Origin of the sequence: Stenotrophomonas sp. GD03680 (genome assembly GCF_029844625.1) — a bacterium.
Lineage (GTDB): Bacteria > Pseudomonadota > Gammaproteobacteria > Xanthomonadales > Xanthomonadaceae > Stenotrophomonas > Stenotrophomonas maltophilia_P.
This window is the reverse complement of the sequence record NZ_JAOCKC010000004.1, coordinates 62,361-87,444: the sequence shown is the minus strand read 5'-3', so window position 1 is coordinate 87,444 and position 25,084 is coordinate 62,361. Positions and strand designations below refer to the sequence as shown.

General features: G+C 67.7%; 24 protein-coding genes. 10 read left to right on the top strand and 14 right to left on the bottom strand.

Annotated elements, in window-relative coordinates; genetic code table 11:
- Window positions 1–83: 83 nt before the first annotated feature.
- Together cydD and cydC are read left to right on the top strand one after the other, a co-directional pair.
- On the top strand, window positions 84–1,823 hold the full coding sequence (cydD, locus tag N5J29_RS06590; protein WP_053520345.1) for a thiol reductant ABC exporter subunit CydD: 1,740 nt from the start codon (window positions 84–86) through the stop codon (window positions 1,821–1,823).
- A complete protein-coding gene (cydC, locus tag N5J29_RS06585; protein ID WP_111186427.1) occupies window positions 1,820–3,493 on the top strand; it encodes a thiol reductant ABC exporter subunit CydC in 1,674 nt (557 codons plus the stop codon). The genes cydD and cydC overlap by 4 nt, the downstream gene beginning before the upstream one ends.
- A gap of 13 nt (window positions 3,494–3,506) precedes the next feature.
- Here the strand turns inward: cydC and N5J29_RS06580 are convergent, their stop codons facing one another.
- The 11 genes from N5J29_RS06580 to ccmA form a co-directional block, all read right to left on the bottom strand.
- On the bottom strand, window positions 3,507–3,848 hold the full coding sequence (locus tag N5J29_RS06580; protein ID WP_053520347.1) for a DUF1294 domain-containing protein: 342 nt from the start codon (window positions 3,846–3,848) through the stop codon (window positions 3,507–3,509).
- Window positions 3,848–4,960 carry a homoserine O-acetyltransferase gene (locus N5J29_RS06575; RefSeq protein ID WP_164152689.1) on the bottom strand — a complete coding sequence of 371 codons (1,113 nt, stop codon included), beginning with the start codon at window positions 4,958–4,960 and terminating at the stop codon, window positions 3,848–3,850. The genes N5J29_RS06580 and N5J29_RS06575 overlap by 1 nt, the downstream gene beginning before the upstream one ends.
- A 117-nt stretch (window positions 4,961–5,077) precedes the next feature.
- On the bottom strand, window positions 5,078–6,067 hold the full coding sequence (locus N5J29_RS06570) for a tetratricopeptide repeat protein (RefSeq protein ID WP_164152687.1): 990 nt from the start codon (window positions 6,065–6,067) through the stop codon (window positions 5,078–5,080).
- Window positions 6,064–6,546 carry a cytochrome c-type biogenesis protein gene (locus tag N5J29_RS06565; protein ID WP_239519812.1) on the bottom strand — a complete coding sequence of 161 codons (483 nt, stop codon included), beginning with the start codon at window positions 6,544–6,546 and terminating at the stop codon, window positions 6,064–6,066. The genes N5J29_RS06570 and N5J29_RS06565 overlap by 4 nt, the downstream gene beginning before the upstream one ends.
- Window positions 6,515–7,132 (bottom strand): DsbE family thiol:disulfide interchange protein, encoded by a 618-nt coding sequence (locus N5J29_RS06560; RefSeq protein WP_164152685.1) that lies wholly within the window; start codon window positions 7,130–7,132, stop codon window positions 6,515–6,517. The genes N5J29_RS06565 and N5J29_RS06560 overlap by 32 nt, the downstream gene beginning before the upstream one ends.
- Window positions 7,133–7,140: 8 nt before the next feature.
- On the bottom strand, window positions 7,141–9,060 hold the full coding sequence (locus N5J29_RS06555) for a heme lyase CcmF/NrfE family subunit (protein ID WP_164152683.1): 1,920 nt from the start codon (window positions 9,058–9,060) through the stop codon (window positions 7,141–7,143).
- Window positions 9,061–9,537, bottom strand: coding sequence for a cytochrome c maturation protein CcmE (gene ccmE / locus N5J29_RS06550; RefSeq protein WP_164152681.1), 477 nt, complete (start codon window positions 9,535–9,537; stop codon window positions 9,061–9,063).
- Window positions 9,534–9,722 (bottom strand): heme exporter protein CcmD, encoded by a 189-nt coding sequence (gene ccmD, locus N5J29_RS06545; protein ID WP_053516869.1) that lies wholly within the window; start codon window positions 9,720–9,722, stop codon window positions 9,534–9,536. The genes ccmE and ccmD overlap by 4 nt, the downstream gene beginning before the upstream one ends.
- Window positions 9,719–10,489 (bottom strand): heme ABC transporter permease CcmC, encoded by a 771-nt coding sequence (gene ccmC / locus N5J29_RS06540; RefSeq protein ID WP_065181944.1) that lies wholly within the window; start codon window positions 10,487–10,489, stop codon window positions 9,719–9,721. The genes ccmD and ccmC overlap by 4 nt, the downstream gene beginning before the upstream one ends.
- Before the next feature lie 43 nt (window positions 10,490–10,532).
- Window positions 10,533–11,228 (bottom strand): heme exporter protein CcmB, encoded by a 696-nt coding sequence (gene ccmB / locus N5J29_RS06535; protein ID WP_053516872.1) that lies wholly within the window; start codon window positions 11,226–11,228, stop codon window positions 10,533–10,535.
- Window positions 11,225–11,854 carry a heme ABC exporter ATP-binding protein CcmA gene (gene ccmA / locus N5J29_RS06530; RefSeq protein WP_053516874.1) on the bottom strand — a complete coding sequence of 210 codons (630 nt, stop codon included), beginning with the start codon at window positions 11,852–11,854 and terminating at the stop codon, window positions 11,225–11,227. The genes ccmB and ccmA overlap by 4 nt, the downstream gene beginning before the upstream one ends.
- 215 nt (window positions 11,855–12,069) lie before the next feature.
- Between ccmA and N5J29_RS06525 the strand changes: the two genes are divergently transcribed.
- The 3 genes from N5J29_RS06525 to N5J29_RS06515 all read left to right on the top strand — a co-directional run bounded on the left by N5J29_RS06525 (window position 12,070) and on the right by N5J29_RS06515 (window position 14,579).
- Window positions 12,070–13,218 carry a pyridoxal phosphate-dependent aminotransferase gene (locus N5J29_RS06525; RefSeq protein WP_164152679.1) on the top strand — a complete coding sequence of 383 codons (1,149 nt, stop codon included), beginning with the start codon at window positions 12,070–12,072 and terminating at the stop codon, window positions 13,216–13,218.
- A 14-nt stretch (window positions 13,219–13,232) separates the two neighbouring features.
- A complete protein-coding gene (locus N5J29_RS06520; protein ID WP_111186421.1) occupies window positions 13,233–14,039 on the top strand; it encodes an amidohydrolase in 807 nt (268 codons plus the stop codon).
- Between the two features lie 105 nt (window positions 14,040–14,144).
- Window positions 14,145–14,579 (top strand): hypothetical protein, encoded by a 435-nt coding sequence (locus tag N5J29_RS06515; RefSeq protein WP_053516878.1) that lies wholly within the window; start codon window positions 14,145–14,147, stop codon window positions 14,577–14,579.
- A gap of 79 nt (window positions 14,580–14,658) precedes the next feature.
- On the opposite strand, the gene N5J29_RS06510 is transcribed toward N5J29_RS06515, so the two are convergent.
- The 3 genes from N5J29_RS06510 to N5J29_RS06500 are packed head-to-tail and all read right to left on the bottom strand — an operon-like array spanning window position 14,659 to window position 18,050.
- On the bottom strand, window positions 14,659–16,266 hold the full coding sequence (locus tag N5J29_RS06510) for a pseudouridine synthase (protein ID WP_053516879.1): 1,608 nt from the start codon (window positions 16,264–16,266) through the stop codon (window positions 14,659–14,661).
- Entirely contained in the window at window positions 16,259–17,131 is an 873-nt protein-coding gene (gene scpB / locus N5J29_RS06505; protein ID WP_164152678.1) for an SMC-Scp complex subunit ScpB, read from the bottom strand. The genes N5J29_RS06510 and scpB overlap by 8 nt, the downstream gene beginning before the upstream one ends.
- Window positions 17,132–17,144: 13 nt before the next feature.
- Window positions 17,145–18,050, bottom strand: a complete 906-nt coding sequence (locus N5J29_RS06500) for a ScpA family protein (RefSeq protein WP_053516881.1) — start codon at window positions 18,048–18,050, stop codon at window positions 17,145–17,147.
- A 359-nt stretch (window positions 18,051–18,409) separates the two neighbouring features.
- Between N5J29_RS06500 and N5J29_RS06495 the strand changes: the two genes are divergently transcribed.
- From N5J29_RS06495 to N5J29_RS06475, 5 genes are all read left to right on the top strand, one after another.
- A complete protein-coding gene (locus N5J29_RS06495; RefSeq protein WP_065175545.1) occupies window positions 18,410–18,709 on the top strand; it encodes a YciI family protein in 300 nt (99 codons plus the stop codon).
- Window positions 18,706–18,981, top strand: a complete 276-nt coding sequence (locus N5J29_RS06490) for a BolA family protein (protein ID WP_053516883.1) — start codon at window positions 18,706–18,708, stop codon at window positions 18,979–18,981. Before N5J29_RS06495 ends, N5J29_RS06490 begins: the two co-directional genes overlap by 4 nt.
- A 148-nt stretch (window positions 18,982–19,129) precedes the next feature.
- A complete protein-coding gene (locus N5J29_RS06485; protein WP_053516884.1) occupies window positions 19,130–20,167 on the top strand; it encodes a LacI family DNA-binding transcriptional regulator in 1,038 nt (345 codons plus the stop codon).
- 77 nt (window positions 20,168–20,244) lie between these two features.
- A complete protein-coding gene (locus tag N5J29_RS06480; protein ID WP_053516885.1) occupies window positions 20,245–23,301 on the top strand; it encodes a TonB-dependent receptor in 3,057 nt (1,018 codons plus the stop codon).
- Window positions 23,302–23,478: 177 nt separating this feature from the next.
- A complete protein-coding gene (locus N5J29_RS06475; RefSeq protein WP_053516886.1) occupies window positions 23,479–25,083 on the top strand; it encodes a glucoamylase family protein in 1,605 nt (534 codons plus the stop codon).
- Window position 25,084 lies beyond the last annotated feature (1 nt).

Sequence of the window (25,084 nt, the reverse complement as noted above, 5' to 3'; positions counted from 1 at the left end):
GAAAACTGCGACCCCTGGCCGCAGGGGGAGGCTGTTGCCTGTGCCTACAATGCCATCCATCCTCCACTCCCTGTGAAGACCCTTTGAGCGCTGCCGAACCGACCGTCCTTTCGCCGGAAGCCGAGACGAACCGGCAGCGGCGTGCCCGCACCGCGTGGCTGGCCGACCTTGCGCGGGGGGCACGGGGCCGCCAGCGCCTGGCGGCCGTATGCATCAGCCTGTCCGGCGCGCTGCTGATCGGCCAGGCCGCCGCCATCGCCTGGCTGGTGCAGCAGGTGCTGGTGGAGCAGGCGCCGCTGTCCTCGGGCCTGCCGGTGCTGGCCGCACTGGCGCTGATCCTCCTGCTGCGCACGGCATTGGGCAGCGCGACCCAGGCTGCCGCCGGCGATGTTGCCGACACTGCCCGCCTGGCCCTGCGCGAGCGCGTGTTCGCGCGCCTGCTCGGCCACGGGCCGCTGTGGCTGCGGCAGCGCCGCACCGGCGAGCTGGGCGAGCTGCTGCTGCATCACGGTGATGCGATCGAGAATTATTACAGCGGTTTCCTGCCGGTGCGCACTGAAGTGGTGGTGGTGCCCGTGCTGATCCTGGCCGCGGTGGCCTGGGTGGATTGGGTGGTGGCGCTGATCCTGCTGTTCACGGCGCCGCTGGTGCCGTTCTTCATGATGCTGGTGGGGTGGGGCGCCGAAGCGGCAGGTCGCGCGCAGCTGGGTGAGCTGGCGCGCATGAGCGGCCATTTCGCCGACCGCATCAAGGGCCTGGGCCTGCTGCGCGTGTACGGACGGGGCGAGGCTGAGCTGGCGGGCATAGAAGCCGCTGCCGAGGGCGTGCGGCTGCGCACGATGAAAGTGCTGCGGATCGCGTTCCTGTCGTCCACGGTGCTGGAGTTCTTCGCTTCCGTCAGCGTGGCGATGGTCGCGCTGTACCTGGGCCTGAGCTATCTGGGCATGATGTCGCTGCATGCGGCCGTGCCGACATTGGGCGCAGGCCTGTTCTGCCTGCTGCTGGCACCGGAATTCTATGCACCGCTGCGACGGCTGGCCGCGCATTATCACGATCGTGCCAACGCGCTGGCCGCGGCAGCCGAAGTGGAGCGCCTGCTGCAGTCGTTGCCGGATGAGCAGGGACTGATCGAGAACGAGGTCGTGCCGCTGGCAGTGGAGCCGGCCGAGGCCGCACTGCCGCCGCTGCAGGCGCAGGGCCTGGTGCTGCGCCCGCTGGGCGCGTCACAGGATGTGCTGCAGGGCGTGGATGTGTTGCTGGAGCCAGGCCAGCGGCTGGCACTGGTGGGTGCCAGCGGCAGCGGCAAGAGCACGCTGCTGGAGGCACTGGCCGGCTGGCTGCCGCCGCGCGAGGGCAGGCTGATGCTGCGCCCCGGCGTGCAGGTGGCCTATGCCAGCCAGCGCCCCTATCTGTTCCACGGCAGCATCGCCGATAACCTGCGGCTGGCCGATCCTGGCGCCAGTGATGCACGATTGCGCGCGGTGGCCGAGGCAGCGCAGGTGCTCACGTTCGCGCAGGGGCTGCCGCGGGGGCTGGATACGATCATCGGTGAACGCGGCTTCGGCCTGTCCGGAGGCGAGGCACGACGCATCGGCCTGGCCCGCCTGCTGCTGCGCGACCCGCAGGTGCTGTTGCTGGATGAGCCAACCGCCTTCCTCGATGCAGATACCGAGGCCGCGCTGCTGCGCAGTCTTGCCGCCTACGCGCGCGGTCGCAGCGTGGTGGTTGCCACCCACAGCCCGGCCGTGATCGCCTGGGCTGATCGCTGCCTGCTGCTGCCGGAAGGACGTCTGGTCGAGCCGGCGCAGGCGGTGCACGCATGAGCCGCTCGCCCGATACGCTGCGTGCGGTGTTCCTGCAGCAGCGGCCGCGTCTGCTGCTGACCATGCTGCTGCTGTGGACCACGATGCTGGCAGGTACCGCCCTGCTTGGCCTGTCCGGTGGCTTCCTCACCGCAGCGGCGCTGGCCGGTGCCGCCGGTCTCGGCCAGGGCTTCAACTTCTTTTCGCCTTCGGCCGGCATCCGTGGCCTGACCATGGCACGCATCGTTTCCCGTTATTTCGAGAAGCTGGTTGGCCACGATGCCACGTTGCGCATCGCCCGTGACCTGCGGGTGTGGTTCTTCCGGCGCGCCCTGCCACTGGCGCCCGCGCGGCTGGGTGCCACCCGCACCGGCGAGCTGCTCGCGCGCCTGCTCGGTGATATCGGTGAAGTGGACGGCCTGCTGGTCCGCGCGCTGGGCCCGCTGGTCGCGCTGGGTGCCCTGTCGACGGTGGCCGTGCTGTCGGCGGCGATGATCCTGCCGTCCGCAGCGGTGCTGCTGGCGGTGCTGGCCGCGCTGATTGCCTTCGGTGTGCCGTGGCTGGGCGTGCGTGGCCGCGATGGCGAGGAAGCGGATCGCGCCGCGCATCGAGCCGCGCTGCGCACTGCCGCGTTTGAAGGACTGGAAGGCGCGGGTGATCTGGCGGCGCTGCATGCCGATGCGGCGTGGCAGCTGAAGGTGCGGGTGGCCGCCAAGCAGTTGGCCGCGCGTGATCGCCGTCGCCGCTGGCGCCTGATCGCCGCGTCGACACTGCACGGCAGCGTGGCCGGACTTGGCCTGGTGGCCATGCTGGCACTGGCCCTGCATGCGGCCGAGCAGCAGCGCATCGCCGCTGAAATGGCAGCCGGACTGGTGTTCCTGACGGTGGCGCTGATCGAGCTGTGGGCGGGGATGGGCCTGGCATGGCAGTCGTTGCAGTCCGGTCGCATCTCGGCCGATCGCCTGCAGTCCATCGTCGAGCAGCCGCCGGCCGTGGACGAACCGCTGGCACCGCAGCCGGTTCCGGTGCACGCACGCGTGCACTGGGATGACGTCCACTTCCAGTGGCCGGGGGCGGTACGCCCGGTGCTGCGCGGGCTGCAGCTGACGTTGGCGCCCGGCGAGCGCATCGCGATCCGTGGCGACAGTGGCTGCGGCAAGACCACGTTGTCCAGCCTCCTGCTGCGCCTGTGGGATCCGCAGCAGGGCCGGCTGACCTATGGCGGGCGGGACCTGCGTGATTTCGCCCAGGCCGATTGGCATCGGCAGCTGGCCTGGCTGCCGCAGAACGCCCCGGTGTTCGCCGGCAGCGTGGCGGAGAACCTGCGCCTGGGGGATCCTGATGCCGACGATGCTGCACTGTGGGCGGTGTTGCACAGGGTGCGGCTGGGCGAGTGGGCCGAGCGCAATGGTGGCCTGCTGGCCTGGGTTGGCGAGAACGGTGCGACGATGTCCGCGGGTCAGGCGCGACGCCTGGCGCTGGCCCGCGCGCTGTTGCGCAACGCGCCGATCCTGTTGCTGGACGAACCGACCGAAGGCCTGGACGTGGACACGGCCCATGCGCTGCTGCAGGATCTGGCTGGCCTGCTGGACGGTCGCAGCCTGTTGATGATCACCCATGACGACCTGCCCGATGGCGTGGTCGACGCGCAGTACCGGTTGCGTGATGGCGCGCTGATCCGCGAGGCGTGAGCGGCGCGCCTCATCAGGAAAATTCGCGCAGCATCACGGCGATCGAGGCCACATTGGCCAGCACGCACAGCCCGAATACCCACTGGAATGCGGCTTTGCGATGCTTGTGGCGGAACGTCGCCTGGCCCAGCAATGCGCCAGGCCAGCCGCCGGCGAAGGCCAGCAGCTGGAGTGTCCGTTCCGGAATGCGCCGGTGGTTGCGTTGTGCGGCGCGCTTGTCATGGCCATACAGGCCAAACGACACGGCACTGGCCAGCAGGCACCAGCCGCCCAGCCACAGGGGCAGAACGCCGCTGATCGTCAGTGCGATCAGCGCGCCGAAGGCGGCCAGCGCGAGATGACGCCGCCATCCCACTAGAGCGCGTCGAGGAAGCTGCGAACAGCCGGGCCGAACCGATCGAAATCGACCAGGAAGGCATCATGGCCCTGCGGCGAGTCCAGTCCGATGAAGCGTGCATCGGCGCCGCCGGCGCGCAGGCCGTCGGCCACCTGCTGCTGCTGCTGCACCGGGAACAGGATGTCGGTGTTGGCACCGATGGCCAGCGCCTTGTCCACACGGATCCTGGCCAGTCCAGCCATGACATCGCCATCGGCATACTCGGCCAGGTCGAACCAGTCCATCGAGCGGCTCAGGTACAGATAGCAGTTCGGATCGAAGAAGCGCACGAAGCGGCGCGCGTGGCCTTCGAGATAACTTTCGACCTGGAACTCCAGGCCGAACGGATCGTCGTCGGCCTGGTCCGAATCCAGGCGCACGCGACCGAAGCGGCCGTCCCATTCCAGCGCCGAGCGGTAGGTGATCACCCCCAGCTTGCGCGCCATGCGCATGCCGGATTCCGGGTAGTGGGTGTCGTCGTAGCGGCCACTGTTCCAGCGTGGATCGAGACGGATCGCTTCCCGCTGCAGCGATCGGATGGCGATGGAGAACGGCAGCGCCTGCGCACTGCCGGAAATGTTGATGTGGCTGCGCGCGATCCCCGGATGCAGCATCAGCACCGCCAGCGCGGTCATGCCGCCCATCGAGTTGCCGATCACGCAGGCCAGCCGTTCGATACCCAGCGCACGCACCACCTCGACGGCGGCGCGTGCGCCGTCTTCGATCGACAGTTCGGGAAAGTCGAGTCGGTACGGTTCGCCGGTCGCCGGATTGATCGATGCCGGTCCTGTCGAGCCCTTGCAGCTGCCCAGCGAGTTCACGCAGACCACGAACCAGCGGTCGGTATTGATCGGCTTGCCCGGCCCGAGCATCGCCTCCCACCAGCCCGGTGCGGGATTGCCTGCGTTGCCGGCGGCATGTGCGTCCGGCGACAGGCCGGTGACGATTAGGATCGCGTTGCCCCCATCGGCAGCCAGCGTGCCCCAGGTCTCGTAGGCCGCGCGCGCACCGTGCAGGGCGCCGCCGCGCTTGAACGGGAAGGGCGAAGGCAGGGCATGGAAGCGGGTGCCGGGCGGAATGAATTCGGTCATGCGGGCATTCTAGCGGGGCCACATGTGGAGCTGGCGACACGCTGGTTTCCATCAGCGGGCGAATGTCGCACGCCAACCCTCTGCCGGGCCGTGCCCGGCGAGCGCAGCGGTGCGGTGCTACGGAAACCGCAGTTCCACCACGTCCTCATGCGGCAGGGTCACCTTTACCGGCAGGCTCTGCAGGTCACCGTCGCCGCGATTGGCACTGCCACTGCGCGAGATCCGCGCCAGCACTTCCACCTCGCGATGCGCTGACAGGGGGGCGGTGGGCATTGGACTGTCGCCGTCGCCAAGTCCGACCGTGCCGGGAAAACCAGCCAGAGGCAGCTTGCGCACCGCGACCGGCATCGGCGGGCCGCCGACCGCACGTGCCAGCACGAAGATCTGCGCGCCCGCGGGCCATTGCGCATGCTGCACGGAGGTGGGCAGCTGCACACGCACCTGCAGCAGTGCAGGCGAGGTCGCCGGGGCCGGATCATGCGCCTGTGCGGCCGCTTCGCGGGCAATGGCGATCTGTGCCTGCAGCGCCTGCGCGGCACCCGGTTCCAGGTGCGGCAGCAGGCCGCTCCAGACATCGGCGGCTTCGCTGTTGCGGCCGCGCTGGCGCAGGGCGATGCCGAGCAGCCAGCTGGCCCGTTCGGCTTCGGGCGCCAGCGTGCGCGCCCGCTGCAGCCACGATACAGCGGTGTCGTCGAACTGCTTTCCGGCATCGGCCTGGGCGCGCGCCTGTGCCGCTTCCACCAGCACGCCCGGGTCGTCCGGTGCCAGTGCCACCGCGCGTGCGAAGGCTTCGGCAGCCGCGGCGGCGTTGCCCAGTTCGCTTTGCGAGCGGCCGAGCAGGGCCCAGCCATCGGCACGTTGTGGATCGCGCTGCAGCGCGCCCTGCAGGGCCTGCACGCCCTCGCGCAGGGTCGCCACCGATGGCGCCGGCTGCCCCCGTGCCGCCTGCGGGTTCCCCACCAGCTGGTACAGGCAGGCGCCGGCGATGCCCACGGCAACCACGGCGACGACGAAGCCGGTGCGGCCTTGCCGCCGCAGCGGCCACAACACCAGCAGCGCAGTGAGCGCAGCGCTGGCGGCAGCCGCGAAAAGCAGCCAATCGTTCACCAGTCCTCTCCCACGTCGGCCGATGTCGGCGGTGCGGCGGCCACGGTGCGGGCACGACGGCGGACGATGCCCACCACCACCAGCGCGCCGGCGCCCAGTACCAGCAGCGGCCCCCCCCACAGCAACCAGGTGCCCGGCTGCAGTGGGGGCTGGTAAAGCACGAAGTCGCCATAGCGGGCGACGAGGAAGCGCTTGATCTGCGTATCGTCATGGCCCTGCTGCATCAGCTGCAGTACCTCCCGGCGCAGGTCCTGGGCGATCTGGGCGTTGGAATCGGCCAGCGACTGGTTCTGGCACTGCACGCAGCGCAGCTGCGCGGCGAGGTCGTGGAAACGACGCTCCTCCGCTCTATCACGGAACTGCAGCGGCTTTGGGTCATGCAGTGGTTGCTGCGCCAGGCCGGGCAACGACCCGGCCAGCAGCAGTACCAGCAGCCCGCGCAGGCCGCTACGGAGCAACGCGCTGCGAACCGGCCGCATCGTTCTGAGCCTTCTCGATCTTCTCCAGCGCCGGGATCAGCTTCTCGTCGACCACCTCCTGCGTCATCGCTCCGCTGTACTTCCGGCGCACGATGCCGCTGCCGTCGACGAGGAAGGTCTCCGGCGCGGCCGTTACGCCCCAGTCGATCGCGGTACGGCCTTCGATGTCGCTGAGCACGACCATGAACGGATTGCCCAGCTGTTCCAGCCAGTGCAGGGCATCGGTGGGGTCGTCTTTCCAGTTGTAGCCGATCACGCGCACGCGCTTGCTCTCGGCGAAACGGGTCAGTACCGGGTGTTCCTCGCGGCAGGCCGCGCACCAGCTGCCCCAGACGTTCAGCAGATAGGGCGCACCGCGCAGTTCTTCGCTGCGCACGATCATCTGCGGATCGTGCAGCACCGGCAGCGCGAAGGCGGGGGCGGGCTTGTCGATGAGGGCCGAAGGCAGCACGTCGCGCTGCGGGTCGCCCGACTTCATCACGCCGTAGATCATCAACCCGAGCAGGCCGAAGAAGAACAGCACGCCGATAACGATGGCGACCGGCGGCAGCGGGCGGGAGGAACGCGGGGCGGGGGACTCGGACATGGGAACTCCTACGGACGACGGAAGCGGCGGTCAGCGGCGGTGATGAATCCGCCCAGGGCCATCAGCAGCGCGCCCAGCCAGATCCAGCGCACGAACGGTTTGATGTGGACGCGGACCGCCCATGCATTGTTGCCCAGCGGCTCACCCAATGCCACGTAGACATCACCGCCGATGCGCGCATCGATGCCGGCCTCGGTCATCACCTGGCCACCGCTGGCGTACTGCCGCTTCTCCGGATGCAGCAGGGCCAGTTCGCGGCCGTCGCGGAATACCCGCAGATGACCGCGGTCGGCAATGAAGTTGGGGCCCTCGCGGTGATCCACGCCTTCGAAGCGCACTTCGTGACCGCCGACCACGATCTGCTGGCCCGGTGCCAGCGCCACTTCGCGCTGCACGTTCAGTGCTTCCACCAGCAACGCGCCCGCCAGAAACACGGCGACGCCGGCATGGGCAACGATCATGCCGAGCATTTCGGCAGTAAAGCGGCCATTGCCACGCAACCGCTGCCAGACGAAGCGGGCGGTGCCCAGCGCGACCCAGGCCGCCGCGGCGACGCCGATGCCGGCTTTCCATCCGTTCTGCGGCGCCTGCCACCAGGCCAGCGCACCGAGCAGTACCGCCAGACCGAGCCAGGGGGCGAGCAGGGCCATGGCGCGCGAAGGCTGGTCGCGCTGCCATTTCACCAGCGGGCCGAAGGGCAGCAGCAGCACCAACGGCGCCATCAACAGCAGGAACAGGCTGCCGAAGTAGGGTGGGCCGACCGAAATCTTGCCCAGCGCCAGCGCATCGGCCAGCAGCGGGTACAGCGTGCCGAGCAGGACCATCGCGCAGGCGGTGGCCAGCAGCAGGTTGTTGGCCAGCAGCAGCGTTTCGCGCGAGGTGGCGGTGAAGCCGCGGCGGGCATCATCGGCGTCGATGCTCAGCTGGCCCGCGCGCAGCGCGTACAGCAGCAGGCTTCCACCCACCAGCAGTGACAGGAACACGAGGATGAACAGGCCCCGCGAAGGATCGGCGGCGAACGAGTGCACGCTGGTCAGCACGCCGGAGCGCACCAGGAACGTGCCCAGCAGCGACAGCGCGAATGCGGCGATCGCCAGCAGCAGGGTCCAGCTGCCGAAGGTGCCGCGCTTCTCGGTGACCGCTTGGGAGTGGATCAGTGCGGCGCCGACCAGCCATGGCATGAAGCTGGCGTTCTCGACCGGATCCCAGAACCACCAGCCGCCCCAGCCCAGTTCGTAGTAGGCCCACCAGCTGCCCAGGGCGATGCCCAGGGTCAGGAACGCCCAGGCGACATTGGTCCACGGCCGCGTCCAGCGCAGCCAGCGTGCGTCCACGCGTCCCTCCAGCAGCGCGGCCACGGCGAAGGCGAACGGCACCGCGAAACCCACGTAGCCCAGGTACAGCATCGGCGGGTGGATGATCAGCCCCGGATCCTGCAGCAGCGGATTGAGGTCACGGCCCTCCAGCGGGGCCGGGTTCAAGCGCAGGAACGGGTTGGAGGTGAAGATCAGGAAGGCGAGGAAGCCCACGCTGACGATGCCCATCACCGCCAACACGCGCGCCTGCACGTGCCGGGGCAGGTGCCGTGAGAACAGCGCGACCGCGCCGGTCCACAGCGCGAGCACCAGCGCCCACATCAGCAGCGAGCCTTCGTGCGCGCCCCACACCGCCGAGTAGCGGTAGATGAGTGGCAGCAGAGAGTTGGAGTTCTCGGCCACGTAGCGCACCGAGAAGTCCTGCTGCACGAAGGTGGCGGTCAGCACCGCGAATGCACCGGCCACCAGCAGCAGCTGCGCGTAAGCGGCCGGCTGTGCCACCGCCATCCACGCCGCGTTGCCGCGATGGGCGCCGGCCAGCGGCAGGCCGGCCAGCAGCAGCGACGCCAGCAGTGCGCACAGCAGCAGGATCTGACCCAGTTCGGGCAGCACTCAGCGGACCTCGGGTGCCATCACCGGCACGTCGTGCTTGAGATGGGCCTGGCCCATCTTGTCGGCCACTTCCTTCGGCACGTACTGCTCGTCGTGCTTGGCCAGCACTTCGTCGGCGACGAACACGGCGTTCTGCAGCGCGCCCTCCTGCAGGCGGCCGCTGGCGACCACGGCCGTGCCTTCGGCGAACATGTCCGGCAGGATGCGCGAGGTCGTCACCGCCAGCTGGGCATCGCCATCGGTGACCAGGAAGTGGGCTTCCAGCGAGCCGGGCGGGCGATTGAAGGAACCCTTCACCACCATGCCGCCGAGGCGGAACCGAGATTGCGGCTCGACGTCGCCACGCAGCACTTCGGAGGGCGTGTACAGGTAGGCAATGTTGCGCTCCAGTGCCATCGCCACAAGCGCGGTGGCCAGGCCGGAAGCGAGCAGGGCCAGGAGGACCCAGGCCAGGCGGCGGCGTTGGACCGGTGTCATCGTTCCAGCTCCGTGGACAGCGACGGTGGGACATCCTGGGCGCTGGCACGTGCCTGCTGCCGCTGCTGCCGGGCCTGTGCCATGCGCCGGGCGGCGCGCAGGCGCAGCCAGGAGCCGAGCGCGTCGGCGCAGAGCACCAGCACGAACACCGCGTACGCACCGATCACGTAGGGCAGGTGGCTCATTGCGGGTTCTCCGCAGCAGCCTGCGCGGCGTCGATGCGGCCACCGACCCAGGCCTTGCCGGCCTCGCGGTCGAGATTGTCGGCGCGCGCCTTGGCCAGCACCGAACCGGCGAACCAGAACTTGGTACCGATCACCATCCACCACAGCGGGGCGATCATCGCACTGTCGATGGCCGATTCACCGAACACGTTGATCGACTGGCGCTGGTGCAACCCACCCCACCAGTCCACGGAATAGCGGATCACCGGCAGCAGGCTGACGCCGACGATGGCCAGCAGGCCGGCCGCACGGGCGGCACTGCGGCGATCCTCGATGGCGTGGTACAGGCCGATCACGCCCAGATACAGGAACAGCAGCACCAGTTCGCTGGTCATGCGCGGGTCCCAGTCCCACCAGGTCCCCCACGTGCCCTTGCCCCAGATGCTGCCGGTGAGCAGGGTGATCAGCGTGAACCCCGCGCCCATCGGCGCGCACGCCATGGCCAGGATCTCGCAGACCTTGATCCGCCAGATCAGGGCAATGGCGGCGTACAGCGCCATCAGCGCGAATACGAACAGGCTCATCCAGGCGCTGGGCACATGGATGTAGAGGATGCGGAAACTGTCCAGCTGCCGGGCTTCCGGCGGCACCACCAGCAATGCCTGCCAGATTCCGACAAGCAGGACCGGCACGGCCGCGAGGTAGAACACCCGCGACCAGCGGGCGGCGAAACGATCGAACGTGGGCGGAGAACCGAGTTGGTGGAACCAGCGGACAATCGGATTCATGCGTGACGGCTATCCAGCAGGGGTGGATTGGCTCTCAGCTCGATCAACTCAGAGAAATACGAATCGCAGCGGCAGTCGCCAGCGGTGCCAGCACCAGTGCCACCAGCAGGCCGGCACCCAGCATCAGCAGCGCGCCGACCGGATCCTGTCCACGGCTGGCTGCAGCCAGGCTGCCTGCACCGAAGACCAGCACCGGTACGTACAACGGCAACGACAGCAACGCCACGAGAATACCAGAGCGCCGGATGCCCACGGTCAGTGCAGCGACCACACCACCGATCAGGCTCAGCAACGGTGTTCCCAGCAGCAACGATGCCAGCAACATCGGCAGCTGGTCATGCGGCAGATGCAGCATTTCCGCCAGCAGCGGGCTCAGTACGATCAGTGGCAGGGCCGTGGTGGCCCAGTGCAGCAGCACCCGCACCAGCACCAGCCACGCCAGTGGCACCGGTGCCAGCAGCCATTGCTCCAGCGAGCCATCCTCGGCGTCGGAGCGGAACAGCGAATCCAGCGCAAGCTGCCCGGCCAGCAGCACCGCCAGCCACAGCACTGCACCAGCGGTCGCCGCCAGCGGCTGTGGATCGCGTCCCTGTGCCAGTGCGAACAGCACCACTACCAGCAGGGCGAACAGCAGCGGCTGCAACGCATCGCCGCGGCGGCGCCAGAGCAGGCGCAGGTCACGCCTGACCAGGGCGCGCGCGGTCTGCCACAGGCCCGGTTCGGTACCCGGGGCGATCATGCGGCACCGCCGAGGTCGAGCTGGCGGGTACGCACCGGTGGTGCGGCGTAGGCCCCATGGGTGGTGACCAGGGCGGCGCCACCTGCACGCAGGTGTGCCGAAATCATCCGGTTGACCAGGGTGATGCCCTCCAGGTCGAGGTTGGCGTAGGGCTCGTCGAGCAGCCACAGCGGGGCGGGCGAGAGCCAGATGCGGGCCAGCGCCAGCCGCCGCTTCTGTCCGGCCGACAGGTGCCGCACCAGGGTGTCCTCATACCCGGCCAGGCCGACGATGGCCAGTGCATTGCCCGGCATCTGCCGCGCCCGGCGCCCGTGCAGGCCGCACAGGAAGTGCAGGTTCTCCAGTGTGTCCAGGTCCGGCTTCAGCGCGGGAAGATGGCTGAGATAGGCGACGTAGCGCGCCCGTTCGGCGTTGCTGGCGGGCCTGCCGTCGATCCGCACCTGGCCGGCGCCGGGTCGCGCAAGGCCGGCGAGCACGCGCAGCAGGGTGGTCTTGCCGGCACCGTTGCCGCCCTGCACGAGCAGCGCCTCGCCAGCATCCACGTGGAAGTCCAGCGGGCCGAACACGGGCGCGTCATTGCGCGAGAAGCTCAGGCCGCTGGCGGCCAGCAATGCAGGGGTGTCCAAGGGGCAGGGATCTTCATGCCGGAGTGCGGCGGCAATTGTAGCGATGAAATCCGCCCGGTAGCGCCGGGCCACGCCCGGCGAGCGTCAAGCGCGGTATCCCGCTGAAAGGGCATGTGCAAACAGCCGCCCGGCATGACCCGTCACGACCGGCCCGCGCCGCAGGCCGGGTCCGGATTTCGTACACTTCCAGCCCTTGTTCCCATTAGCCCAGGCCGATGCAACCCACCACCAAGCTGCCCAAGGTCGGTACCACCATCTTCACCGTCATGTCCCAGCTCGCTGCCGAGCACGGTGCAGTCAATCTGGGCCAGGGGTTTCCGGATTTTTCCGCGCCGCAGCGCCTGATCGACGAAACCGCCAGGGCGATGGCGGCCGGCCTGAACCAGTATCCGCCGATGACCGGTGTGGCGCCGCTGCGCCAGGCCATCGCGCAGAAGTCACTGGACCTGTATGGCGCCCAGGTCGACCCGGACACCGAAATCACCGTCACCAGCGGCGCGACCGAGGCCATCTTCAACGCCATCCACGCCGTGGTGCGTGCCGGCGAGGAGGTGATCGTGCTGGACCCCGCATATGACTGCTACGAGCCGGCCATCGAGCTGGCCGGCGCAACCGCCGTGCACGTGCCGCTGGACCCGCAGACGTTCGCCGTGGACTGGGACCGCGTGCGTGCGGCCATCACGCCGCGCACCCGCATGCTGATGGTCAACACCCCGCACAACCCCTCCGGTGCGATGCTGGACGAGGCCGACATGCAGGCGCTGGCCGAGGTGCTGCGTGGCACGCAGATCTACCTGATTTCCGATGAGGTGTACGAGCACATCATCTACGATGGCCGCCGCCACGAATCGGCGCTGCGCTACCCGGAACTGCGCGAGCGGACCTTCGTCATCTCCAGCTTCGGCAAGACCTACCACTGCACCGGCTGGAAGATCGGTTATGCGGTGGCGCCGCCGCTGCTGACCGCGGAATTCCGCAAGGTGCACCAGTACAACACCTTCACCAGCTTCGGCCCGGCCCAGTATGGCTTTGCCGCGATGATCCGCGACGAACCGGAGCACCACCTGGAACTGGGCGCGTTCTACCAGGCCAAGCGTGACCGCTTCCGCGAGCAGCTGGCCGGTACGCGGCTGAGGCCGCTGCCGGTGCCGGGCGGCTACTTCCAGCTGGTCGATTACTCGGCCATCAGCGATCTGCCCGACCATGAGTTCGTGAAGTGGCTGACCATCGAGAAGGGCGTCACCGCCATCCCGCTGTCGCCGTTCTACGAAACCGCACCGACCGGCCAGCGCCTGGTACGGCTGTGCTTCGCCAAGAACGAGGCGACCCTGGACGCGGCGATCGAACGCCTGCGCCTGCTGTGAGCGGAGTGACGACCATGCAGGATCTGCGCATTTCCCTCGTCCAGGGCGACACCCGCTGGCACGACCCGGCCGGCAACCGCACCTACTATGGCGCGCTGCTGGCGCCGCTCGCCGGCACCACAGATCTGGTCATCCTCCCCGAGACCTTCACCAGTGGCTTCTCCAACGAGGCCATTGCCCAGGCTGAAGGCATGGATGGCCCGACCGTGGCCTGGGTGCGCGAACAGGCCAGGGCCTTGAACGCGGCAGTGGTCGGCAGTGTGCAGTTGCGCGACGGCGCGGGCGTGTACAACCGGCTGCTGTTCGCGACCCCCGACGGTGGACTGCAGTACTACGACAAGCGCCACCTGTTCCGCTATGGCGGCGAGCACGAGCGCTATGCCGCCGGCCGCGACCGCCTCTGCGTGGAGTGGAAGGGCTGGCGCATCAATCCGCAGGTCTGCTACGACCTACGGTTCCCGGTGTTCTGCCGCAACCGCTACAACGTGGAACGGCCGGAACAGCTGGATTTCGATCTGCAGATCTTCGTTGCCAACTGGCCCTCGGCGCGTGCCTACGCGTGGAAGACACTGCTGCGCGCACGCGCCATCGAGAACCTGTGCTTCGTCGCTGCGGTCAACCGTGTCGGCGTGGACGGCAACCAGCTGCACTATGCCGGCGACAGCGCCGTGCTGGATTTTCTCGGCCAGCCGCAGGTGGAGATCCGCGAGCGCGAGCAGGTGGTGACCACCACCATTTCGGCCGACGCGCTGGCGCTGCACCGTGCGCGCTTCCCGGCGATGCTCGATGCCGACGCCTTCCATCTGGACGTGCAGGCCTGAGCGAAGGGCTGAACGCTGCCCGCATCACCGCGCGCGCCTGCATTCACCCTGCACGCGCGCGCTGCTAGATTCGCCGGCAGTCCGAACGCTGTGGAAGTCCTGCCGATGAACAAGTCCCTTGCCCTGCTGCTGGCGCTGGCCGCCACCTCCCTGGCTCCGGCCGCGCATGCCGGTGGCAACCTCGACTGCCACCTGCGCTACAACCTGTCCGGCTGGTCGCTGATCTACAAGACGGCCTCGGGCACCGGCACCGTCAGCTGCAGCAACGGTGCCAGTCTGCCGGTGCGCATCCAGATGAAGGGCGGTGGCCTGACCGTCGGCAAATCGAAGATCACCGACGGGCGCGGCAGCTTCACCGGCGCCGTCAGCGTGGATGAACTGCTCGGTACCTACGCGTCGGTGGGGGCTCATGCCGGTGCGGTGAAATCCAGCAATGCGCAGGTGATGACCAAGGGCGACATCTCGCTGGCGCTGTCCGGTACCGGCAAGGGCTGGGACCTGGGTGTGGACGGCACGGCCTTCACCATCAGCCGGCGTTGACCGGTTCCCGTCGCGGCGGCACCCGATAACGAAAAACCCCGGCCAATGCCGGGGTTTTTCATGTCAGGCGTGCTGCCGATCAGCCGCCGCGCGGGCCGCCGCGACGGGGGCCACCCGGGCCACGATTGCCGCCGGGGCCGCCCGCACCGCGGTTGCCCCCCGGACCGCCGGGGCCGCGATTGCCACCGGGGCCACCCGGGCCACGGTTGCCGCCGCCGGGACCGCGGCTGCCCGGACGGGCACCCTGCGCCGGCTTCGGGCTGCCATACGGATTGAAGCCCGGGTTGGCGTGGTCGGACGGGAAGCTCGGGGCGTTGCCCGGATGCCCGTACGGATGCTTGTTGCCCTGCGCGCCCTGGCTGCGGTTGCCCGCGCCGGGACGGCCCTGGCCACCGGCGCCACCGCGACCCTGGCCGCCTGCGGCGCCCGGACCCTTCGGCTTGCCATAAGGACGGCCCTGGCCGCCGCCCGGACCACGCGCGCCCGGACCGGCGTTGCGGTGGCCGCTCGGGCCGGTGCTGACGCCATCGGGCACGTACCAGGTGCGGAACGCAGCCGGATTGCCTTCCGGCAGCGAACGGTCATTCTTCGGCTTGCGCTGCTTGAACGGCTTCTGCGACTGCTTGGCCGCGGCCTCGCCACTGACCGTGAGGCCGCCCTTGAAGCCGCCCCCCTTGCCGTTGCGTCCACGGCCACGGTCTTCGCGCAGGGTGTCGAAACGGCGCAGTTCGCGCCCTTCGTCGGCCGTGCTGTGGCCATTGACGTAGGCGTTGCCACGGCCACCTTCACGCACGCGCACGGTGGTCTTGGCTGCGCGGCGCTGGCCGATCACCGGCTGCAGGGTGAGGGCCGACGGAGCGCCTTCTTCCAGCTTCAGTTCAGCACGCAGCGCTTCGACCTGGGCGCTCGGCAGCTCGACCGACTGGCCACGGGCCAGTTCGCGCGGCAGGCTGACCCGGCCGTAGCGGGTGCGCTTGAGGCGACTGACCTGGCAGCCCTGCGATTCCCACAGGCGGCGCACTTCGCGGTTGCGGCCTTCCTTGACCACGACGCGGAACCAGTCGTGCGAATCGGTACCGCCGATGCGTTCGATCTCGTCGAACTTGGCCGGGCCGTCTTCCAGCGCGACGCCACGGGCAAGGCGGTCGACGATGGCATCGGCCACCTTTTCCTGGCCTTCCGGTGCACGCACGCGGACCACGTACTCGCGCTCGACCTCGAAGGACGGGTGCATCATCGCGTTGGCCAGTTCACCGTCGGTGGTCGCCAGCAGCAGGCCGGTGGTGTTGATGTCGAGGCGACCGATCGCGATCCAGCGCGCGCCCTTCAGCGGCGGCAGCGATTCGAACACGGTCGGACGGCCTTCGGGGTCTTCGCGGGTGGTCACTTCGCCTTCCGGCTTGTTGTAGACCAGCACGCGCGAGGGTTCGGACAGCGCCGTGGCGACGAAGCCGCGGCCGTCCAGTTCGATCTTGTCGCCGCTCTTGACCGACATGCCGGTCTGCGCAACTTCACCGTTGACCTTGACCAGGCCTTCGGCGATGCGCTGTTCCAGCGCGCGGCGCGAGCCAAGGCCAGCCTGGGCCAGGACCTTGTGCAGGCGTTCTTCCAACTTGAACTGTTCGGAGGTGGCTTCGCGCTTGAGCGAGAGCTTGTTCAACGACAGCTTGCGAGGGGTGTCACTCATCAGTTTTGCTCCGGCCGACGGTTTCGAGGTCGGCCTCTGGTTCGGAATCGGCTTGGTCAACAGCCACGGTCGTCGTCGCGACGGCGTTGTCTTCGCGTTCGTTCACTGGCACCGCGCGCTCGCCCGGCGCGGAATCGGGGTGCCCATCATCGAGGGGCGAAGGTGCTTGCTCATCGGTGGCCGCCGCAGGGACTGCGTCGGCGAAATGCGGGGTGTTGTCACCGGCCAGGCCGGCATCATCATTGGCGGCCCCGTCCGGCTCGGCCGAAACGTCGGGGCCGTCGGCGCTGGCGGCAGCCGGTGCATCGCGGTCCAGGGCCAGCTGTGGTTCCAGCTCGCCCAGGTCCTTCAACTCCGACAGCGGCGGCAGCTCATCCAGGCGCTTGAGGCCGAAGTAATCCAGGAAGCCCTTGGTGGTGCCGAACAGTGCCGGCTTGCCGGGCACGTCGCGGTGGCCGACGACGCGGATCCATTCGCGTTCTTCCAGTGCCTGGATGATGTTGCTGCTGACAGCGACGCCGCGCACCTGCTCGATCTCGCCGCGGGTGATCGGTTGCCGGTAGGCGATCAGCGCCAGCGTTTCCAGGGTGGCACGGGTGTAGCGGGTCTTGCGTTCGGTCCACAGCCGGCTGATCCAGCCATGCACCTCGCCGGTGACCTGGTAGCGGAAGCCGGAGGCGACCTCGACCAGTTCCACGCCGCGGCCTTCGCAGCCTTCGCGCAGGTGCTCCAGCGCACGTTCGATGCTGCCCGGCGGTGCTGGTTCCTCCTCCGGGAACAGGTCCTTCAGCTGGGCCAGGGTCAGCGGCTGGCTGGAGGCCAGCAGGGCACCTTCGACAATGCGGTTGATCAGCGGTTGATCCATCGGCAGGCAGCGCTCACTCGTTCTCGTTGGCGGCGTCGTTGTCGTCGAACTCGCTGCTGAACTGCAGCGGGGCATTGGTGTTGCCGGCCGCCAGCGACTTCACGTAGATCGCCGCCAGCGGTTCCTCCTGGACGATGTCCAGCAGTTGCTCCTTGGCCAGTTCCAGCACGGCCAGGAAGGTGACCAGCACGCCCAGCTTGCCTTCTTCAGCAGTGAACAGGCTTTCAAAACGGTAGAACCTGCCGTCTTCCATGCGGCCGAGCACTTCGCCCATGCGCTGCCTCACGCTCAGCGCCTCGCGCTTGATCGCGTGGCCGCTGAACAGCTCGGCGCGCTTGAGCACATCGTGCAGTGCCAGCAGCATCTCCTTCAGGTCCACCGGCGGCGGCAGTTTCACCGTGGCGCGTTCGGGCATGAAGGCATGGGCCACCGTGGTGTCCCGGTCCTGGCGGGGCAGGGCATCGATGTCCTCCGCCGCCTGCTTGAAACGTTCGTACTCCTGCAGCCGGCGCACCAGTTCGGCGCGCGGATCGGCTTCATCGCCTTCGTCGCTGACCGGGCGCGGCAGCAGCATGCGCGACTTCACCTCGGCCAGGATCGCTGCCATCACCAGATACTCGGCCGCCAGTTCGAAGCGCAGCTCGCGCATCACGGTGATGTACTCCACGTACTGCCGGGTGATCTCGGCCACGGGGATGTCCAGCACGTCCAGGTTCTGCCGGCGGATCAGGTACAGCAGCAGGTCCAGCGGACCTTCGAAGGCATCCAGGATGACTTCCAGCGCATCCGGCGGGATGTACAGGTCCTGCGGGATCTGCAGGACCGGTTGCCCATGCACGACGGCCAGCGGCATTTCCTGCTGCTGGGGGGCGGGCGGCCGGGTTGGCGGGTTCGCGTCGAGCGCGAGTTCGGAAGTCATCTAATGGACATCAGGATTGCAACGGACCAGTCGCGGCACCCGGCGCCGCGCGTGCACCGCGGGCCCCAAGGCACCAGGCGCGCCTGTCTCGGCGCGATTCCACACATATCAAACAGCAGGACGCGCCGCAGGAGACGGCAGCGACGGGACTACGGGGAGGTCGTCTACGTGGCCTGCCCGGAAGCGGCAGGTCGGTCGTCGGGGGCTGCGTTGGCCGCAAAAACCGACGGGTTGCTGCATCCAGCCACGTGCAATGGACTCTAGGGTAAGCCTTTGCCGCGCCAGTGTCCAGCTGCGGCCAGGGCGAGGGGGCTTTGGCTAGAATCGGCGGACCCGACAACGCGAGCGAGGAAATGCCGGTGTGGTATGTGATTGAAGGCTATGACGGCCAGGACGTGCTGACGCAACGGCTGCAGGCCCGGCCGGAACACCTGGCGCGGCTGCACGCGCTGCGTGATGAAGGAAGACTGCTGCTGGCCGGGCCCTGTCCGGCGATCGACAGCGAAGATCCAGGCCCGGCGGGGTTCAGTGGTTCGGTGGTGATCGCCCGCTTCGGGTCGCTGCCGGAGGCGCAGGCCTGGGCCGATGCGGACCCCTATGTGGCCGCAGGTGTCTACGTAAGGGTGCAGGTGCGGCCCTTCCGCCAGGTGCTGCCGTGAACGCGGACCGGATCGAGCGGATCCGTGATGCGCTGCAGCAGGCGCTGGCCCCGAGCGTGCTCGAGATCGAGGACGACAGTCATCGTCATGCCGGCCACGCTGGCGCGCGCGATGGCCGTGGCCATTTCAACGTGCATGTGGTCAGCGAGCGCTTTGCCGGCCTCGGCCCGCTGGCCCGCCACCGCGCGGTATACGCCGCATTGGGGTCGATGATGGAGACCGACATCCACGCGCTGTCCATCCGCGCGCTGGCACCGTCAGAACAGGGCTGAGCCCTTGTCCCGCACTGTCATTGCCGGTCCGTGCGTGGACCGTCAGGGACAGATTTCCATGTCCATTTCAGGACATTCGTCTAACGGACAGTTTACAAGCCCCGATGGAAACGCTTACATTCCGCGCCAATGCTGGTAGGTCCAAGCCGTGGAGGGCGGCTTCGTGAACAAGGCAGCCATTACAATCAAGGATGTCGCACGCGAAGCCCGGGTCTCCGTGGCCACGGTTTCCCGCGCGCTCAACGGGCATGAAAATGTCGCCGAACCGGTCCGCCAGCTTGTGCTGGAGGTGGCCGCACGGCTGCGTTACACCCCGCACGCCGCCGCCCGCAGCCTGAGCAGCCGCCGCACCAACACGGTGGGCGTGGTGCTGCCGGACCTGTACGGCGAGTTCTTCTCCGAGCTGATGCGCGGCATCGACGGCGTTGCCCGCAGTCGCCGCCAGCATCTGCTGGTGTCCAGCTACCACGGCGACCAGGAGCAGCAGGGTGCTGCCCTGCGCGCCATGCGCGGGCGTGTCGATGGCCTGCTGGTGCTCTCGCCCTATGCGGAGAGCCCCGGCTTCCTGACCGACAACCTGCCGCAGTCGCTGCCCACCGTACTGATCAACACCTACCTGCCTGGGCAGGATCATCCGGTGTTGAGCATCGACGACCACGCGGGCGCAATGGCGATGACCCGTCATCTGCTCGATGCCGGTCACCGGCGCATCGCGTTCATTTCTGGCCCGGACCTCAACTTCGACGCGCGCGAGCGCCTGCGCGGCTTCCGTGACGCGCTGGCGGCTGCCGGCGGCAGCGCCGAAGGCATCGAGCTGCCCGGTGATTTCGACGAAGCTTCCGGCCATCGCGCCGGTCAGGAGTTGTTGGCAGCCGGCACGCTGCCCGATGCCGTGTTCGCCGCCAACGACATGATGGCACTTGGCTGCCTGTACGCCTTCGCGCAGGCAGGCGTCCATGTTCCGTCCGATGTCGCCCTGGCGGGTTTTGATGACATTCCGCTGGCACGTTTCGTTCACCCGTCGCTGACCACCATGCAGGTCAGCATCGCCGAGCTCGGCGATCGGGCGATGACGCGCCTGATGCAGTTGATGGACGGCACCTCCACGGAAGGGGCCGGGGACAAGCAGACCCTGGTACCCCGTCTCGTTGTTCGCGATTCCACCACTCCGCCATCCGGCCGTTGAAGCCGGAGGCGTTCCTTCTTTTTTGATTGATCGCAGGGGACCGCACACGCGGTCGCCACCACCCGGAGATTGAGTTGATGATGCATTCCACTATCCGCACGCCGGCGCGCCGGCTGCTGAGCACCGCACTGGTCAGCTGCCTGATGCTGGCCGCCGCCCCAAACGCCCTGGCGCAGTCGGCCAACGCCAGCCTGCGCGGCCAGGTTGCCGGCGCACAGGCCGGTTCGGAGGTCACCGCCACCAACGTTGCGACCGGCACCGTGCGCCGCGGCACCGTCCGCGCCGACGGCAGCTACTCGCTGATGGGCCTGGACCCGGGCACCTACGACGTGGTGGCCAACGGCCAGACCCAGAAGGTCACCGTGACCGTGGCCTCCACCGCCACCCTGAACTTCGCTGGCGCTGCCAGCAGTACCCCGGGTTCAACCGCGGCCACCAACCTGGACACCGTCAACGTCGTCGCGCCGACCCTGCTGCAGGAAGTGCGCACGTCCGAAGTCGGCAAGACCGTCAGCCTGCAGCAGATCCAGACCACTCCGCAGGTGTCGCGCAACTTCCTGGAGTTCGCCGACGCGGTGCCGGGCCTGATCTTCACCCGTGATGCGAAGGGCAACACCTCGCTGCGCGGCGGCGCCACCAATGCCGATGGCACCAACGTGTACATCGATGGCGTGGGCCAGAAGAGCTACGTCAAGGGCGGCGGTGTGGCCGGCCAGTCCGGCAGCGCCGGCAACCCCTTCCCGCAGCTGGCCATTGGCGAATACAAGGTCATCAGCGGCAACTACAAGGCCGAGTACGGCCAGGTCTCGAGCGCTGCGGTGACCGCCGCGACCAAGTCCGGCACCAACGAATTCAAGGGTGAGGCGTTCTATCGCTACACCGACGAGGACATGCGCGCCAAGACCCCGGCCGAACGCCAGGGCGGCAAGGACAAGCAGGTGTCGGCCGAGAAGGAATACGGCTTCGCGCTGGGCGGCCCGATCATCCAGGACAAGGCCCACTTCTTCGTGACCTACGAAGCCAAGCGCTTCGACCTGCCGGTCACCATCGCACCGGACGGTGCGGTCACCGGTGCCGCCGGTCTGCTGCCGCCCGCCGGCGCCGCCGGTCTCGGCCCGGCCAGCCAGCCGTTCCAGCAGGACCTGATCTTCGGCAAGATCGACTTCGAGCCGACCGACAACGATCGCATCGAGCTGACCTTCCAGGACCGCGACGAAACGCAGTCGCAGTTCAGTGGCCAGACCTCGCCGGAAGCCGGCCGTGAAGTGGTCAATACCGACCGTCGTTACGCGCTGCGCTGGAACCACAGCGGCGAGCGCTACTACAACGAATTGATGGTCACCCACGAAGATTCGTTCAACAACCCGACCCCGCTGACCCTGGCCAACGGCATCACGTACACCGCGCCGGACGGTCCTGAAGACCGCACGATCGTGAAGATCGGTGGCGCCTCGGCACTGGACTCGCAGGTGAAGGGCCAGAAGGGCTGGTCGATCGAAGACAACCTGACCCTGGATGGCATCCAGTGGGCTGGCGACCACACCATCAAGATGGGCGTGAAGTACAAGCAGATCGACCTGTACGCTTCCGATGCGGCGCAGATCAACCCGACCTTCACCTACACCCTGGGTGATCCGGACTTCCCGGACTCGATTCCGTACAAGGCGCAGTTCGTCAAGCCGGTGACCGGCGTGTCGGGCGTGTCCGGCGAAGTACGCTCCAAGTCCAAGCAGTACGGCGTGTTCATCCAGGACGACTGGCAGGTCAATGACCACCTGCAGCTGAACATCGGCCTGCGCTGGGACTACGAGAAGACCCCGTCCTACCTGGACTTCGTGACCCCGCAGCAGGTGGTCGATGCCATCTATTCGCAGGATCCGCGCGCACCCGCTGGCCAGACCTACGCCGATTCGCTGGCGCTGGGCGGCCTGGACATCAGCGACTACATCAGCAACGGTCACAACCGCAAGGCATTCAAGGACGCCTGGCAGCCGCGCCTGGGCTTCTCGTATGACATCAACGCCGACGAGCAGCATGTGATCCACGGTGGTGCCGGCCGTTCCTACGACCGCGACCTGTTCGACAACCTGCAGCTGGAGACCACCAAGCTGGCCCTGCCGCAGCCGACCATCTACTTCCGCAACCCGGCCACCGGGACCTGCATCAACGGTCAGGCCGCCTGCTACGACTGGAATCCGAACCTGCTCAACGGCATCGGCAACCTGCAGGCGCTGGTGGGTTCGACCAGCAACGCCGGCCTGGAGGTCGACCTGCTGAACAACAAGCTGAAGGCGCCGTACTCGGATCAGTTCAGCCTGGGCATGAGCAACCAGATCGGTGACTGGCTGACCGATGCCACCATCGCCCGCACCCTGAGCTACGACGGTTTCGCCTTCACCCTGGGCAACCGTTACCCGACCGGCCAGTTCTTCGATGATCCGCGCCTGTGCGGCGGTACCGAGCCGGGCCTGAGCCAGGCCTGGAGCTGCAACGTGCCGGGCTTCGGCAGCCTGATCATCGGCCAGCAGGGCATCAAGACCCGTGCCACGCAGGTGCTGCTGTCGGCGCAGAAGCCGTTCACCAAGGAAAGCGGCTGGGGCACCTCGATCGCCTACACCTGGACCACCGCACGCCACAACCGCGACATCAACGAGAAGTACGCCTTCGACCGCGGCCTGATCGGCGATTACCCGACCATCCGTTCCAACGGTGCCCCCCGTCACCGCTTGGTGGTGACCGGTTCGTACGCGGGCTTCTGGGGCATCACCTTCGGCGGCAAGATCACCCTGGCAACTCCGACGGCCGTCAACGACTGGTACCCCGTGCCGCAGGCCAGCGGCTACACCCTGCCGACCCCGCAGGCGGCCGTGCCCAACGCCAACGGCAAGTTCCTGGTGGGTGGCAAGATCTTCGGCTACCGCTCGGTCGACCTGCAGGCGACGAAGACGTTCAAGATGCCGGGTGATACCGAGCTGTACGCTCGTCTGGACATCATCAACGTGTTCGATTTCGACAACTTCTCCACCTACAACTACGTCAAGACCAACGGCAAGCTGCAGGCCAGCTACAACGAGACCGGTGACATCATCGGTACGCCCCGCCAGATCAAGGCGGAAGTGGGCTTCCGCTTCTAAGCGGGTACGCCTGCTGCAGGAGTCGATGCCGCCGGTTCGCCGGCGGCATCGGCAACTGCGATGATCGCGCTGTCAGGCCACGTTCCCGTGGCTTTTTTAAATGTGTGGTTTGTAAACGATTTCAGATCATTGGACGTTATGCTTTCCCATCGATCAGTCCACCGGAGGAACCGCGCCATGCAGGCACGCCACCTGTTGTCCGCCGCAGCGATGACCCTGGCCATCGCCGCCTGCAAGCCGGCCCAGCAGGAGCCCGCCAAACCCCGGCCGCCGGTGATCCTGATCGAGGCCGACGCACCGCCGCGGCCGATGAAGCCGGAACTGCCGCCGCTGTTCGATGACATTGAACGCCGCACCTTCCAGTTTTTCTGGGACACCACCAATGAAGTGAACGGCCTGACACCGGACCGTTATCCGTCACGCCCGTTCGCCAGCATCGCCTCGGTCGGCTTCGCGCTCACCGCCTATCCGATCGGCATCGAGAATGGCTGGGTCAGCCGCAACCAGGCGATCGACCGCACGCTGACGACGCTGAAATTCTTCCGTGACGTGCCGATGGGCCCGCAGCGCACCGGCAAGGCCGGCTACAAGGGCTTCTACTATCACTTCCTGGACATGCAGGAAGGCCGCCGTTACGACAGCTGGGTCGAACTGTCGTCGGTGGATACCGCGCTGCTGATGATGGGCGTGCTGTTCGCGCAGTCCTATTACGACGGCGATGATCCGCGCGAGAAGGAAATCCGGCAGATTGCCGATACCCTGTACAGGAAGATCGACTGGCCGTGGCTGCAGCAGCGCGCGCCGCTGATCTCGATGGGCTGGTTCCCCGAAAGCGGCTTCATCGACCACGACTGGATGGGCTACAACGAGGCGATGATGGTGTACATCCTTGCCCTCGGCTCGCCCACCCATCCGGTCAGCCCCGACGCATGGACGGTGTGGACCCGGACCTACGACAACGACTGGGGCGTCTACCAGGGCCAGGAATACCTGTCCTTCGGGCCACTGTTCGGCCACCAGTACAGCCATGTCTGGATCGATTTCCGCGATATCCAGGATGCCTACATGCGCGAGCGCGGCAGCACCTACTTCCTCAACAGCCGCTCGGCCGCGCTGGCCCAGCGCGAGTACGCCATCGCCAACCCGATGCAGTGGAAGGAGTACGGCGAGAACGTGTGGGGACTGACCGCCAGCGATGGTCCGCAGAACACCACCCAGGAATATCGCGGCGAGCAGCGCCAGTTCCGCCACTACTCCTCGCGCGGCGCCGGCCTGCGCGAGAACTTCGACGACGGCACCATCGCGCCGACCGCGGCGGTGGCCTCCATCGTGTTCGCCCCGGAGCAGGTCATTCCGGCCACGCTGGAGATGCACAAGCGCTTCGGCGATTACATCTATTCCAGCTACGGCTTCCTGGATTCGTTCAATCCCAGCTTCAGCTACGACATTCCGATCAAGACCGGGCGCCTGGTGCCGGATCGTGGCTGGGTCGCCAGCGACTACATCGCCATCGACCAGGGCCCGATCCTGACCATGATCGCCAATTACCGCAACGACTTCGTGTGGGAAGTCATGAAGAAGAACCCCTACATCCGCAAGGGGCTGGAGCGCGCCGGATTCAGCGGCGGCTGGCTGGCCCCCGAGGGCTCGTTCCAGCCGCTGGAACTGCAGAAGGACGAGAAGGCTGCATCGGCGCGCGCGGTCGGCATCGCCGAGTCACGCGCGGCCGCCGCACAGGAACAGAAGAACAATGCCAACCGCACCACAGGCCAGGGAAAGTAAC